Annotated in this window: 11 protein-coding genes; 8 read left to right on the plus strand and 3 right to left on the minus strand. The window is 65.8% G+C overall.

Annotated features, from left to right (window positions below; genetic code table 11):
* Positions 1-6: 6 nt before the first annotated feature.
* Complete coding sequence (locus QKE30_RS02875; RefSeq protein WP_347934052.1) at positions 7-2,031, minus strand: alpha-1,4-glucan--maltose-1-phosphate maltosyltransferase; 2,025 nt, start codon at positions 2,029-2,031, stop codon at positions 7-9.
* A gap of 69 nt (positions 2,032-2,100) precedes the next feature.
* Here QKE30_RS02875 and QKE30_RS02880 point away from each other — a divergent pair, with 69 nt between their 5' ends.
* The 5 genes from QKE30_RS02880 to QKE30_RS02900 all read left to right on the plus strand — a co-directional run bounded on the left by QKE30_RS02880 (position 2,101) and on the right by QKE30_RS02900 (position 7,094).
* Positions 2,101-3,042, plus strand: coding sequence for an ABC transporter ATP-binding protein (locus QKE30_RS02880; RefSeq protein WP_347934053.1), 942 nt, complete (start codon positions 2,101-2,103; stop codon positions 3,040-3,042).
* A 41-nt stretch (positions 3,043-3,083) separates the two neighbouring features.
* Positions 3,084-3,995, plus strand: a complete 912-nt coding sequence (locus tag QKE30_RS02885; protein WP_049049862.1) for a hypothetical protein — start codon at positions 3,084-3,086, stop codon at positions 3,993-3,995.
* A gap of 13 nt (positions 3,996-4,008) precedes the next feature.
* Positions 4,009-5,238, plus strand: coding sequence for an SAM-dependent methyltransferase (locus QKE30_RS02890; RefSeq protein ID WP_347934054.1), 1,230 nt, complete (start codon positions 4,009-4,011; stop codon positions 5,236-5,238).
* 92 nt (positions 5,239-5,330) lie between these two features.
* The gene (locus QKE30_RS02895; protein ID WP_034985575.1) at positions 5,331-6,119 is read left to right on the plus strand and encodes an electron transfer flavoprotein subunit beta/FixA family protein; all 789 of its coding nucleotides are present in this window, start codon (positions 5,331-5,333) and stop codon (positions 6,117-6,119) included.
* 21 nt (positions 6,120-6,140) lie between these two features.
* A complete protein-coding gene (locus QKE30_RS02900; RefSeq protein WP_035012055.1) occupies positions 6,141-7,094 on the plus strand; it encodes an electron transfer flavoprotein subunit alpha/FixB family protein in 954 nt (317 codons plus the stop codon).
* A 129-nt stretch (positions 7,095-7,223) separates the two neighbouring features.
* Here QKE30_RS02900 and QKE30_RS02905 read toward each other — a convergent pair whose 3' ends face one another.
* Entirely contained in the window at positions 7,224-8,441 is a 1,218-nt protein-coding gene (locus QKE30_RS02905; RefSeq protein WP_347934055.1) for an ATP-binding protein, read from the minus strand.
* 389 nt (positions 8,442-8,830) lie between these two features.
* On the opposite strand from QKE30_RS02905, the gene QKE30_RS02910 reads away from it, so the two are divergent.
* The 3 genes from QKE30_RS02910 to QKE30_RS02920 are packed head-to-tail and all read left to right on the plus strand — an operon-like array spanning position 8,831 to position 12,340.
* The gene (locus QKE30_RS02910) at positions 8,831-10,000 is read left to right on the plus strand and encodes a cysteine desulfurase family protein (RefSeq protein ID WP_347934078.1); all 1,170 of its coding nucleotides are present in this window, start codon (positions 8,831-8,833) and stop codon (positions 9,998-10,000) included.
* Between the two features lie 29 nt (positions 10,001-10,029).
* Positions 10,030-11,217, plus strand: a complete 1,188-nt coding sequence (gene mnmA / locus QKE30_RS02915) for a tRNA 2-thiouridine(34) synthase MnmA (RefSeq protein WP_297667331.1) — start codon at positions 10,030-10,032, stop codon at positions 11,215-11,217.
* A gap of 7 nt (positions 11,218-11,224) precedes the next feature.
* Positions 11,225-12,340: a hypothetical protein gene (locus QKE30_RS02920; protein WP_347934056.1), complete on the plus strand. Its 1,116-nt coding sequence runs from the start codon at positions 11,225-11,227 to the stop codon at positions 12,338-12,340.
* A gap of 117 nt (positions 12,341-12,457) precedes the next feature.
* On the opposite strand, the gene QKE30_RS02925 is transcribed toward QKE30_RS02920, so the two are convergent.
* Complete coding sequence (locus QKE30_RS02925; RefSeq protein WP_297667327.1) at positions 12,458-13,288, minus strand: aldo/keto reductase; 831 nt, start codon at positions 13,286-13,288, stop codon at positions 12,458-12,460.
* Between the last annotated feature and the right edge of the window lie 19 nt (positions 13,289-13,307).

Raw genomic sequence — 13,307 nt, forward strand, 5'->3', positions numbered from 1 at the left:
CCGATTCTACCTGCGGGGATCGTATTCTTCCTGGGCTCGCGTGCAGACGCGCTCGCGCTCACCCTCACCAAGGGTGGGCAGCCGGAAGATGTGCGCAACCTGGAAGTCCGGATCCAGGCGCACATAGTTGCTGGCGCCCCAGGTGTAGGTCTGGTTCGTCGGCAAGTCGGTGACCTCGAAGCGCGCATTTTCCGGCGCGCCCAGGCCAAGCGCTTCGGTATCCAGGTGCACAGAGCCCTCGACGATCGCGTTGGGGTTCAGGTTTACCACCACGAGCACCGCGTTGCCGGTAACACCGTCGACCTTCGAGTACGCGAGGAGGTCGTCGCTCGTGGTCTCGTGCAAGCGCAGGGTGCGCTGTTGTTGCAGCGCCGGGTTTTCTTGACGCCACAGGTTCAGATCCCTGATCCATTCAGCGCAGTTGTCCACTGAGTAGTCGCGCGGACGCAGCTCGTACTTCTCGGAGTCCAGGTACTCTTCCGAGCCCGCGTGAACCGGCGTGGATTCGTAGATCTCAAAGCCGGAGTACACGCCCCACAGCGGGGAGAGGGTGGAGGCCAGAGCGGCGCGGATAGCGAACATGGCCTTGCCGCCGGTCTGCAGGGATTCGTGCAGGATGTCCGGGGTATTGACGAACAGGTTCGGGCGGAAGACATCGGCGTAGTTGGCGATGTCCCCGGCGAACTCCTCCAGCTCCTCCTTGGTGGTCTTCCAAGTGAAGTAGCTGTAGGACTGCGTGAATCCCGCCTTGGCCAGGCCGTAGAGGCGTGGCGGTCGGGTGAAGGCCTCGGAGAGGAAGACCACGTCCGGGTCGGTGGCGTGGACCTCGGCGATCAGCCACTGCCAGAAGTTCGTGGGCTTGGTGTGTGGGTTATCCACGCGGAAGATGCGCACGCCGCGGCCGATCCACAGGCGCACAACCTTCAGCACCTCGCGGTACAGACCCTCCGGGTCGTTGTCGAAGTTCAGCGGGTAGATGTCCTGGTACTTCTTCGGAGGGTTCTCGGCGTAGGCGATGGTGCCGTCCGGCAGCACGGTGAACCACTCCGGGTGTTCCTTAGCCCACGGGTGGTCGGGGGCGCACTGCAGCGCAAGGTCCAGGGCGACCTTCAGACCCTGCTTGTTGGCGTCGGCGACGAAGTTCTCGAAGTCCTCGACGGTACCGAGGCGTGGGTGTACGGCCTCGTGGCCGCCGTCCTTGGAGCCGATGGCCCACGGGGAGCCGACGTCCTCCGGGGTGGGGGTCAGAGTGTTGTTCTTACCCTTGCGGTTGATCTCGCCGATCGGGTGAATCGGCGGCAGGTACAGCACGTCGAAGCCCATGTCCGCGATGCGCGGCAGGTCCGCGGCAGCGGTGGCGAAGGTGCCGTGCACCGGGTTGCCGTCGGCATCCCAACCGCCAGTGGAGCGGGGGAACATCTCGTACCAGGCGCCCACGCCGGCGGTCTTTTCCTCCACCAGCACGTGGAACTCCGGGCCGCGGGTCAGCAGGTCGCGCAGCGGGCGCTTGTCCAGGGCCTCCTTGATTTCCGGAGACAGGGCGGTGGCCAGGCGCTCGTCGATGCTCAAGGATTCATCGCGCAGCTGGCCTGGCACGGAAGCCACCAGCTCCCGGTGCTTACGGGAGGCCTTCTCCGCCGCCCGCTCGAACAGGCGCGCGCCGAGCTCAAAATCATTGGCCAGCGCCTGGGCATCCTGTCCTGCGGCTACCTTCTTGGTGATTGCGTTGAACCATGTGGCTGCTGGATCCGACCAGGCGTCAACACGAAAGGTCCACATACCCGGCACATCCGGAACGAACACGGCATGGCGACGGTCGACGTCATCGGGGTCAGGCGACATCGTGATCTTCGCGCGGCCACCCTCGGCACCGGCGGGGCGACGGACGACGAGGGTGGCGGAGATGGCGTCGTGCCCCTCGCGCCAGACGCTCGCGCTGACCGGAAACACCTGGCCGACGATGGCCTTGGCGGGGGTGGCTCCGTGGGAGATGACGGGGGAGATGCAGTCGATGCCGAGGCGGCCGGTCATGGGGAAGCTCCTTTAAATGGCAGTGGGGGATCCGTTGGCGATTCGCGTTGGTGCTTACACAGCAAGCCTATGTTGTTGGCACACTTCGCGCGGATCTTGAGGCACCATGGGGGAGTGAGCGAGAACGTGACGAACTTGATTTCCACCCCGGCCACCGCGCAGGCTGACGAGGACGACCTGATCGTAAACATGCGCAACGTCTCCGTTGTGCGCGACGGACGAGCCATCCTGGCGCCGATGGATTGGCAGGTGGAGCTGGACGAACGCTGGATCATCGTCGGCCCCAACGGGGCGGGTAAGACCACCCTGATGCGTCTGGCATCGGCGCAGATGTTCCCGACCACTGGCACCGTGAAGCTCATCGGCGAGCAGGTGGGCAAGGTGGATCTGCGCGAGCTGCGCACCGCCATCGGCATGAGCTCCTCGGCGCTGGCACAGCGCGTGCCGGGGGATGAGAAGGTCGCGGACATCGTGATTTCCGCCGGTTATGACGTGCTGGGCCGCTGGCGAGAGGATTACGACGAGCTGGACTACGAACGCGCCATCGAGATCCTGGAAAGCGTCGGCGCCTACCACCTGGCCGAGCAGACCTGGAGGACCCTAAGCGAAGGCGAACGCAAGCGCGTGTTGATCGCCCGCGCCCTGATGAACGACCCCGAGCTACTACTGCTGGACGAGCCGGGCGCGGGCCTGGATCTCGGCAGCCGCGAGGACTTGGTGGCGCTGCTGTCGGACCTGGCGGCGGATGCGGACTCCCCGGCGATCGTGATGATCACCCACCACGTGGAGGAAATCCCGCCGGGGTTCACCCACGCCCTGCTGCTGGACGAAGGCGAGGTTGTGGCCCAGGGAATCCTGGAAGACGTAATGACTAGCGAGAACCTTACCCGCACCTTCCACCAGCCGATCGAAGTCAAACACGAGGATGGCCGCTGGTTCGCCCGCCGCAGCCGCCAGCGCCGGGGAAGTCACCGTTCCGGTGGGGCCGGTGGAGCCAGTGGAGCCCGGTGAAGACAGCGACCACCGCTAGGAAGATCGGTAGACTCTGATCCATGAAGGAAAACCGTTTGGGCCCAGTGCAGCCACGTCACGCGTCAACGGTGATTCTGTTGCGCGACACGTTGTCGGGGATCGAGGTGTACGTCCAGGAGCGTGCCTCGACCATGAAGTTCTGCGCGGAGATGACGGTTTTCCCAGGCGGCGGGGTGGATTCCCGAGATATGCCGGGAGACGTCGACGGCGATGGCCACATGTCGCCGGCCATCAATTGGCAGGGCGCAGAGGTCAAGTGGTGGGCCAAGCGCCTGCAGAAGCCGGAATCCATGGCCCGAGCTCTGGTCTGCGCTGCGGTGCGTGAGACCTTCGAGGAGTGCGGCACGTTGCTGGCCACCCACCGCGATGGCTCCCCAGTGGTGGACACCACTCCCTACCAGGAAGAACGCAAGCTGCTGGAAAACCACCAGCTGAGCTTCTCCGACTTCATGAGCAACAACAACCTGGTCTTGCGCTCCGACCTGCTGCGCCCCTGGGCCAACTGGGTCACCCCGGTGGAGCAGCCGATCCGCTACGACACGGCCTTTTTCGTGGCCGCCATGCCGGAGGGACAGGAGACCAGGGCCGATACCCCGGAGGCCACCTCGACGGGCTGGTTCCGTCCCTCCACGCTGCTGGACGGGTGGCGCTCCCGCAAGATCTCCCTGATGCCACCGACGTGGGCGCAGCTGAAGTTGCTGGATACTTTCCGCACGGTCGAGGAGGTTCTGGATTTCTCCTCCAGCCTTTCCGTCGACCCGGTGCTCGAGGAGCCCGTCGACGAGCCGTACATGGCCGAGTACTACCTGATGGAACAGCAGATGTACGGCGCGCCCGCTCGCCAGTTCGCGCCGGGCATGAAGTTCGTCGTAGACCCCGCCGAGATGCCGGAGAACCCTTTCGCCAGCCGCCCCGACTCCTACGAGCAGTAGGACGCGCGCAAGAATGGCCTTTTCTGCTGCCGAGCTGGACTTTTTGCTCGCCGATTGCGCCGCTGGCTCGCCCCTTATTAATGACGCCACCACGTACCAGCTGACCAAGAAATCCCTCGTGCAGGACCTTTCCCACCTGCGCAAGACACACGGCGAGCACGCTCGTGCCCTGGTGGAACTGGTACAGGCCCGCCGGGCAGGCAAGCTGCCGGAGAGCTGGCTGATGGATAGCGAATCCGTCCAGCAGGCCACCCCGCCGGTGGTCGCCGCGTGGCGCGCGGAGGTGTTGAAGGCCGCCGGGGTGGAGGCTGCCGTGGATGTCACCTGCAGCATCGGCACCGAGCTGCACGCGCTGGCCAATGCAGGGCTGCGGGCACTGGGCGGGGACCTGGACCACCAGCGCCTGCGGATGGCTCGCTTCAATGTGCCCGAGGTTCCGGTCGCGCGCATGGATGCGCTGCGCCCCGCCTTCGTTGATGATCTGACATCCGGCACGCTGAAGTCCGGCATGCCGAGATCCGGCGTGGTGGTGGCGGACCCCGCACGCCGGAACTCCTCGGGGCGCATCGCCAGGTTGGAAGACCTGCAGCCGCCACTGCCGGATCTTATGGACTGCTACGACAATCTGGTGGTCAAATGTGCGCCGGGTATCGACTACTCCGAGTTTGACGGGCACGTGGAGGTCGTTTCCGTCGACGGAGGAGTAAAGGAGACGTGTCTTTATTCACCCGCGATCCTGGGGCGGGGACGCCGGGCGGTGGTGATGGGGGCGTCATCAGTTAAAGAAACAGTGACAAGCGACGAGCCCGAGACCGACCGCGTGGGCGGGGCAGGGCGCTACATCGTGGACCCCGACGGTGCCATCGTGCGCGCCGGGCTGGTGCGCCAGTACGCGGCGCGGCACGGGCTGTGGCAACTGGATCCGCACATCGCGTACCTGACAGGCGACGAGCTGCCCGCGGGCGTGCGTGGCTTTGAGGTTATTGAAGTAGTGCCGCTGAAGAAGGCGCGCCCCGCGTTGGTGACGTTAGGTGCCAAGAGCGTGGAAATCCTCGTGCGCGGCGTGGATGTGGACCCCGACGAGCTGCGGAAGAAGTGGAAGCTGAAGAAGGGCGGCGCGGGCGGAAGCAGTGCCGAGGCAGCGAATTCCGCGTACTCAGTGGTGGTTACGCGCATCGGCGAGGGCGGCGCCGCCAAGGCTGTGGCCTTTATCTGCCGGGCGCGCCGCAGCTCGCGGGGGTAGTTCTAAAACAATATAGGAAATTTGTGGCGGTGGTCACCTGGTGGTAGGTACTATGGTGCCAAATCACAATACCCAAGCAGGAAGGTCAACGAATGTCGAACATCGTTGTTCTGGTTAAGCAGGTGCCGGACACCTACTCCGAGCGCAAGCTCACCGACGATGACTTCACCCTCGACCGCGACAGCGCAGACGCTGTCCTGGACGAAATTAACGAAAACGCTGTTGAGGCTGCACTGCAGCTGAAGGAAGCAGACAGCTCCCGCAACGTCATCGTTCTGTCCGTCGGCCCGGAGCGCGCAACCGAGGCGCTGCGCAAGGCACTGTCCCTGGGCTGCGACGAGGCCAAGCTGGTTGTCGACGAGAACCTGGCTGGCTCCGACGCACTGGGCACCGCATGGACCCTGTCCAACGCCCTGAACCAGATCGAGGACATCGAGCTGATTATCGCCGGTAACGCCTCCACCGACGGTGGCGCTGGCTCCATCCCGGGCCTGCTGGCTGAGTACCGCCAGATCCCGGCTCTGACTCACATGGAAGAGCTGAGCGTTGAGGGCGGCAAGGTCACCGGTAAGCGCGTTACCGAAGAGGGCGTGTTCGGCCTGGAGGCTCCGACCCCGGCCATCGTGTCTGTGACTGAGAAGTCCAACACCCCGCGCTTCGCTGCCTTCAAGGGCATCATGGCTGCCAAGAAGAAGACCATCGAAGAGCTGTCTCTGGAAGAGATCGGCGTGGACGCTGCAAACGTTGGCCTGGCAAACGCCACCACCTCCGTTTCCGCTTCCACCCCGAAGCCGCCGAAGTCGGCTGGTGAGATCGTCAACGACGAGGGCGAGGGCGGCAAGCAGCTGGTCGAGTTCCTGGTCAAGGAAAAGCTGGTTTAAGGGAAGTAGGGATTTAAGGACATGACCAACGTACTAGTACTGGTTGAGCACGGTGAGGGTCAGCTGAAGAACTCCACCGTCGAGCTGATCACCGCTGCACGCGTGTTCGGCACCGTCGGCGCCGTTGTTGTTGGCGCTCCCGGCACCACCGAGAAGCTGCAGGGCGCACTGGCCGAGGCCGGCGCAGAGACCATCTACGCCGCAGAGTCCGATCAGGCAGAGTCCCTGCTGGTTACCCCGGAGGTCGACGCGCTGTCCGGCCTGGCAGCACAGCTGCAGGTTCCGGTTATCGTCTCCGCTACCGCAACGGGCAACGAGGTTGCAGGCCGCGTAGGCGCCCGTGTTGCTTCCGGTGTTCTGTACAACACCAGCAGCATCACCGCCGAGAAGTCCGCTGAGATCAGCATCTTCGGTGGCGCTTACACCGTTACCGCTTCCGCCGCTGGCGCATCCCCGGTCTTCACCCTGGCTCCGGGCTCCCTGGATCCGGAGCCGCAGGCTGCTGCTGGCAACGTCCAGCAGGTTGAGCTGCCGGGCGCTGGCCCGACCGCCGTCACCATCACCTCCTTCGCTCCGGCTGAGGCTGGCGACCGTCCGGACCTGACCGAGGCCAACATCGTGGTCTCCGGTGGCCGTGGCGTGGGTGGCTCCGAGGGCTTCACCGACGTTGTCGAGCCGCTGGCCGACGTCATGGGTGCTGCTGTTGGTGCATCCCGTGCGGCTGTGGATGCCGACTACTACCCGGGCAAGTTCCAAGTCGGTCAGACCGGTGTTACGGTCTCCCCGAACCTGTACATCGCACTGGGTATCTCCGGCGCTATCCAGCACAAGGCTGGTATGCAGACCTCCAAGACCATCGTTGCTGTGAACAAGGACGAAGAGGCTTCCATCTTCGAGATCGCAGACTTCGGTGTTGTCGGCGACCTGTTCAAGGTTGCTCCGCAGGCTACCGAGGAGCTGAAGAACCGCAAGTAGATCTTCGCCCTAGGCTTTAACAGCCGCCCTGTCGCCACTACTGGCGCGGGCGGCAGCCATTAACCGGCGCCCTTTCGCTTAGCTTTACGCAGGCGGGAGGGCGCCGGTTTCCTTATGCCCTGCTCGGTGCTATGCGTCTGTTTGGCGCTTTGCGTCCTGCTGCCGGATGTAGTCCTCCATGTACGGCAGTGTGAATCGCACGCGACCGAATCCCGCCGGCTCAATCAGATCGCGGGTAATCAGGCGGCTCCGCCAGGTGGACAGTCCTCTCGGTTCCACGCCCAGGTGAGCGGCGATGTCGCCAGTTTTGACAGCTCTCGTTGCCGGTGCTGCTGCGCTCACCGCTTCTGGTTCGGACGCCCCCTCGTCGACACTAATCGCAGCCATCGCGCGGAGGAAGTTCATTTCCCCCTCCGGCAGGCGGCTGAGCGCGGGCCGGTGGACGTGGCTGGTCATGCGGTCGATAGCTCGCTGGGAGGCAGTCTCCACGTGTGTGGCCTCGATGGTGCCCGAACCGTCGATTCCGGCAGCCGCCCAGGACAGTGCACCGACCACTTGGATGAGGTACGGGTATCCGCGGCAAATGTCGGTGGCGCGGCCTAGGGCGTCATCAGTAAAAGGGCGGCCAGAATCCGCGGCAGTGATGGCGAGAGTCTTCGAGACCTCCTCAGTCGGCACAGCGTGGAGGTCTACGCGGAAGGCGCGGCGGAGGAACGTGGTGCCCTCGTGTTGTAGCAGGGTGTCCACGCCGTGGGGTAGGCCCGCGCAGACGAAGGCGATGTCGCGCTCGTCGCGCATGAGGTCCTGGACCGCTGTGGCCAGGCGGTGGAGCTGGTCGAGGTCGGCGGATTGCAGCTCGTCGAGGGTGATGAGGATGCCAGTGCCGGTGATTGCGTCGGAGAGTTCGCGTAGGCGGGTGATGAGCGTCGGTACGCTGCGGAGTTCCTCAGCTCGGGAGTGGGCTTCAGTACGGAAGCTGCCCACACCGGTGATGGAGGCCCCGGAAAGTTTGCGCTCCGGTGGCTGCTCGATGCTAGTGATGGCGGTGGGGATGGTCGTTTCAACCAGCTCCGCGATCATGTCGCTATTGGGGTAGGCGCGCAGGACGATCCAACCCTGGGCGCGGGCTTTGTCCTCGATCTCGTTAAGCAGCACCGTTTTGCCCACGCCACGGAGACCGCTGGCTAAGATCGTGCGGTGCGGGGAGCCGGGGCCTTCGGCGAGACTGAGCTCGAAATCCTGCAGTAGCTCGGCCCTGCCCGCCAGGTAGTACGGCGACGTGCCGAAGCTGGGGCGGAAGGGGTTGCGCGGGCCGGGTGCAGCGGGCTGGCGTGAGGGATCGGACATGCCCCACAGCATAGCGGCACTCTGGCAGATTTTGTTAGATCTGTTAGATCTCGGTGGGCTTGTTAGAAGTGTTAGATCTAGCTGCACCCTTCTTGTTCGTCCGGAGCAAATGGATGATCGTGATGAACAGACCAGGAACCGCAAGGACAAGAAGCGCGATCAGGGCCATAAACAAAAATCCTGCGAGCCCCATTGTTATCGCTTCTGTAGATACCCGCTCTGAGTACCTGAATAGTACCAAGAGGCAAAGGTCCCGTGAGCGGTGTTTGGTGACCAAGAAGTAGGGTAGGGGCGTGAACAAGACCAACAGCGCAGAAACCGACGGGGCGGGAACTAGCGGCGCGGGAGCTGGTGCCGCGGGACGTAGTGCAGCGAGCGCGCGGGGGCGCCTGTACGTGGACAACGCGGCGTCCCAGGCCCTGCGACCCGAAGCGCAGGAGGCGATGGAGCGTGCCGCAGGGCTGCTGAACCCCGCAGGCCAGTACAAGACCGGGCGCGATGCCCGTCGCAGCCTCGAGGACGCCCGTGAGCAGATCGCCGAACTCCTCGGCGCGGATGCAGCAGAGGTGATCTTCACCGGCTCCGGCACGGAGGCCGACAACATCGCCATCCAGGGGCTCGCGTTTGGATCAAAGGCCCACCGGGGCGCGCACGTGATCGCCAGCTCCGACATTGAACACCCCGCCGTGGTCGAGTCCGTCGACTGGCTCACGGCCGGGCCGCTCGATCTGGGCTTTGACCGTGCGGTCCTTCCTGTGGACGCCGCCGGCCGCATCCGCGCCGAAGACTGGATTGCCGGCCTAGAAGGCAGCGAGGGCTCGCCCAGCGACCTCGCACTGCTGACCTGCATGTGGGCCAACAACGAGACCGGCGCAATCCAGCCGGTGGAGAGTCTCGCCAGCTTCGCCCGCGACAACGGCGTACCCTTCCACACCGACGCGGTGCAAGCTGTCGGCCACATCCCCGTCGACTTCCACGCCCTCGGCGCCACCACGCTGGCCGCCAGCGCCCACAAGTTCGGCGGCCCGAAGAACACGGGCCTGCTGCTCGCCCGCCGGGACGCGGACATCTTAAGCCCCGTGCGCGGAGGCGGCCAGGAGCGAAAGCTCCGCTCCGGCACCGTGAACGTGCAGGGTACGGTGGGATGCGCGGCGGCGTTGGCGTCATCAATCAAGGAACTAGAACAAGCAACCGCCAGAATGCGCGTGGCGCGCGAGAGGCTACGGGCGGCGGCGCAGTGCATCGACGGCGTGCGGATTTGGACTCCCGAGGTCGGCGCGCTGCCCGGGCACCTGCACATGAGCTTCCCCGGCGCGGAGGGCGACTCACTGATCATGCTTTTGGACGCCGCAGGGGTGGACGCATCGACAGGCTCTGCTTGCAGCGCTGGGGTGAACCGCGCCAGCCACGTGCTGACCGCCATGGGCGTGCCAGTGGACGTTGCCCGGGGAGCGCTGCGGTTAACCCTGGGCGCGGACATCACCGAAAAACAGGTCGAGTACCTGGCGGGCATCCTGCCGCGCGTGGTCGAGCAGGCCCGCGCCGCCGGAATGGCCTAACCCGCCGGTACCCGAGTAGGGTGCCAAACATGCGAGTAGTAGCAGCAATGAGTGGCGGTGTGGATTCCGCCGTGGCGGCCTCCCGAGCGCTCGAGGCCGGGCACGAAGTGATCGGCGTACACCTGGCGCTATCCCAGTCTCCCGAGGCCGTGCGGGCGGGTTCGCGCGGGTGCTGCTCCCTGGAGGACTCCGCGGACGCACGCCGCGTGGCCGACAAGCTGGGGATTCCTTTCTACGTGTGGGATTTTTCTGACCGCTTCAAGGCCGACGTGATCGACGATTTCGTGGATTCCTACGCCATCGGTGAGACTCCGAACCCGTGCCTGCGGTGCAACGAGAAGATCAAGTTCGAGGCGCTGCTGGACCGTTCCATCGCGCTGGGATTCGACGCAGTGGTGACCGGGCACTACGCCCGCCTGCACGACGGCGTGATGCGCCGCGGAGTGGACGCCAACAAGGACCAGTCTTATGTGCTGGGCGTGCTGACAGACGAGCAGCTGGCACACTGCATGTTCCCGGTTGGAGACACGATCAAGCCGGAGATCCGCGAAGAAGCGAAGGACCACGGTTTCGGCGTGGCTTCCAAGCCGGACTCCCACGACATCTGCTTCATTCCCGACGGCCAGACGCAGGCGTTTCTAGGCAAGCAGATCGGCCTGCGACCGGGGCTGATGAAGGACCAGGACGGTTCGACCGTCGCGGAGCACGACGGCGTGTATGGCTTCACCATCGGCCAACGCAAGGGCTTGGGACTTCCGCGCGAGGGGCTGGACGGCAAGCCGCGCTATGTGACGGATATTGACGCCGCCACGGGCACCGTGACCATCGGTCAGCGCGACGACCTACGGGTCGGTGGGATTACGGCCGATCGACTGAAGCGCCTGGACCCTTCCGTGCACGGACGCGAGTTTGAGTGCGAGGTGCAGGTGCGCGCCCACGGTGGGGTAGTGCCCGCCACCGCGCGGCTGGTGGACGACCCGGAGGGGACCACGCCGGCGGGGCGCGTTAAGAAGGAGGGCGAGAGCCCGTGGCGCCTGGAGCTGGACCTGCACGAGCCTCTGCAAGGTGTGGCGCGCGGTCAGGCCGCCGTGGTCTACCAGCCGGACGCCGAAGGCGACATCCTGCTGGGCAGCGGCACCATCCGCGCCACCGCGCCGTGGAGCGACGCCGAGGCCGCTGGCAGCGCGGATGAGCGCGCAACGCCAGCAGAGGCGTAGCGCGGCGATGGCAGACAACACCGCACAGCCGGAGCCGATTGAGCGCCTGGGCTGGTGGGAGAGCACCGTCACGGATCACGCGGAGGTGCGCGCCGCGATCCAGTCCGCACTGACCCGTACGTGCGACGTGGACGAGGACACAGGCGTGCCGCCGGTTTTGTCGTTCCCGCGTTGCGGGCGGGCGGGGGACCTTACTGCGCTGACGGCTAGCTTCGCGCAGCTGCCGATTCGCGCTAATCCCCGTGGCTGGGAGCTGACCGCCCACCCGAGCCTGGAATCCCGGCGCATGGACGGCTGGGTACGCGAGGCGACGGATGCCGCCGAGGAGCTGCTGCCGGGCAAGGCCGAGCGGCTGATGCTGCACGTCACCGGCCCGTGGACCTTCGGTGCGGAGGTGGAGTTCCACGGCCACCCCGTGCTGCGCGACCGCCCGGCGTTTAAGGATTGCGCCCTGCACCTGGGTTTCGGCGTGGAGCAGATCGCCGGTGCGCTGTCGGCGGCGCTCGGCAGCGAAGTCATCATTGCACTCCACGAGCCGCGCGTCCGCGAGGTCATGGGAGGCCTACCCGGCGCCACCCGCTTCGATGCCATCCCCGCCGTCGACCGCGAGTTCATCTACGGGGTGTGGCAGCGCTTCCAGCAGCAGGTCGCGCGTCCAGTGGTGCTGGACACGGGGTCTTCTATCGATGACGCCCTCTCACACGCGCCCGGCTTCCATCGCATCGTGGTGCCCGCGGATCAGTTGCAGGCAACCAGCGGCAAAGACCTGGTTGGCGGGATGATCGGTCGCGGCCAGGGGATTGGCTGGGCGGTGTCCCAGGCGGCGCCGTCGGTAGGCGGGGAGACTGTCGGCGGTCGAGGGCATGCTGTCGGGCATCCGGAGCCAGCCGGCGTGGAGGCCGCCGGCGACCCGGCCGCAGATCTCAGCGGGGCCGACGTGGAGGCCGCCGCGGGCGACATCGCCCGCGCCGTTCTGCGCCAGTGGGAGCAGTGGACGCTGCCAGCCGACGAACTGCCGGGGCTGGTGGACATCGTGGTTCCCGAGCGCAAGCGCACCGCCGCGCAGGCCTCCGTGGCGGCGGCTCGTGCCCGCCACGCGGCGGCCCTGCTCTGGCGCAATTGATAGTGAAACTGGTGCTGCTCTAGCGCGGACCCGGCGCGCCTGAGCGCGGCGTGCACCGCTGAGTGCGGCGTGCACCGCTGAACGCGACTGAGCGCGGTTGGTTGAACGCCAGTCGCGCTAGAACTCCTCGTAGACCGTCGGATCCTGGTTCTTCCGGCGCCCATCCGGGCGGCCCAGCGCCGTGATGGCTTCGATTTCTGCATCACTCAGGGTGACGTTCAACGACTCCAGGTTCTCGCGCTGCCGATCTGCCGAGGCAGCCTTCGGGATCGCCAACACCCCGCGACCGCGGTGCCACGCTAGGACGACCTGCCCGGGGGTTGCGGAGTGGGCGTCAGCAATCTCGGCAATGACCGGCTCCTCCAGAACCGCGCCGCGCAACAGCGGCGACCAGGCCTGCGTCACGATGCCGAGCTCGCGGTGTGCCGCGACGGCCTCGGCCTGCGGGAAGTGCGGGTGCAGCTCGATCTGGTTGACCACCGGGTACTCGCGGGTAGCGGCGTGGACGGCCTCCAGGTGCTCGGGCAAGAAGTTGCACACGCCCACGTGGCGGATCAGCCCGCGTTCGCGCAGCTCCAGCAGCGTTTCGAAGGCTTCGACGTAGTGGCCCTGCTTGGGATTCGGCCAGTGGATGAGGTGCAGGTCGATGCGATCCAGGCCCAGGCGGAAGAGGGATTCCTCGACGGAAGCGACAGCGTCGTCGTGCCGCTGATAACGGCCGGGCAGTTTGGAGGTGACGATCACCTCGTCGCGGCGGATCGCGCCGGCGCCGGTTGCAGCGCGGATGCCCGCGCCCACGGCGCCCTCGTTTTCGTAGTTGTAGGCCGTGTCGATCAGGCGGTAGCCCGCGCGGATGCCCGCGGCCACGGAGTCCGCGCCCGCCTGGCCCTGCAGCTTGTATGTGCCGAGCCCGATCTCCGGGAGGGAAAGTGCTGTGGTTTCAGTCATTCGTTCCTGCCTCTCTACT

It is taken from the genome of Corynebacterium sp. c24Ua_83 (genome assembly GCF_039907245.1).
Taxonomy (GTDB): domain Bacteria; phylum Actinomycetota; class Actinomycetes; order Mycobacteriales; family Mycobacteriaceae; genus Corynebacterium.

What these genes read in the sequence shown, in the direction of transcription:
- QKE30_RS02895 (WP_034985575.1), top strand. Translation starts at nt 5,331, where the DNA reads ATGTCGAACATCGTTGTTCTGGTTAAGCAGGTGCCGGACACCTACTCC.
- QKE30_RS02920 (WP_347934056.1), top strand. Translation starts at nt 11,225, where the DNA reads ATGGCAGACAACACCGCACAGCCGGAGCCGATTGAGCGCCTGGGCTGG.
- QKE30_RS02905 (WP_347934055.1), bottom strand. Translation starts at nt 8,441, where the DNA reads ATGTCCGATCCCTCACGCCAGCCCGCTGCACCCGGCCCGCGCAACCCC.
- QKE30_RS02890 (WP_347934054.1), top strand. Translation starts at nt 4,009, where the DNA reads ATGGCCTTTTCTGCTGCCGAGCTGGACTTTTTGCTCGCCGATTGCGCC.
- mnmA (WP_297667331.1), top strand. Translation starts at nt 10,030, where the DNA reads ATGCGAGTAGTAGCAGCAATGAGTGGCGGTGTGGATTCCGCCGTGGCG.
- QKE30_RS02900 (WP_035012055.1), top strand. Translation starts at nt 6,141, where the DNA reads ATGACCAACGTACTAGTACTGGTTGAGCACGGTGAGGGTCAGCTGAAG.
- QKE30_RS02925 (WP_297667327.1), bottom strand. Translation starts at nt 13,288, where the DNA reads ATGACTGAAACCACAGCACTTTCCCTCCCGGAGATCGGGCTCGGCACA.
- QKE30_RS02885 (WP_049049862.1), top strand. Translation starts at nt 3,084, where the DNA reads ATGAAGGAAAACCGTTTGGGCCCAGTGCAGCCACGTCACGCGTCAACG.
- QKE30_RS02880 (WP_347934053.1), top strand. Translation starts at nt 2,101, where the DNA reads ATGTTGTTGGCACACTTCGCGCGGATCTTGAGGCACCATGGGGGAGTG.
- QKE30_RS02875 (WP_347934052.1), bottom strand. Translation starts at nt 2,031, where the DNA reads ATGACCGGCCGCCTCGGCATCGACTGCATCTCCCCCGTCATCTCCCAC.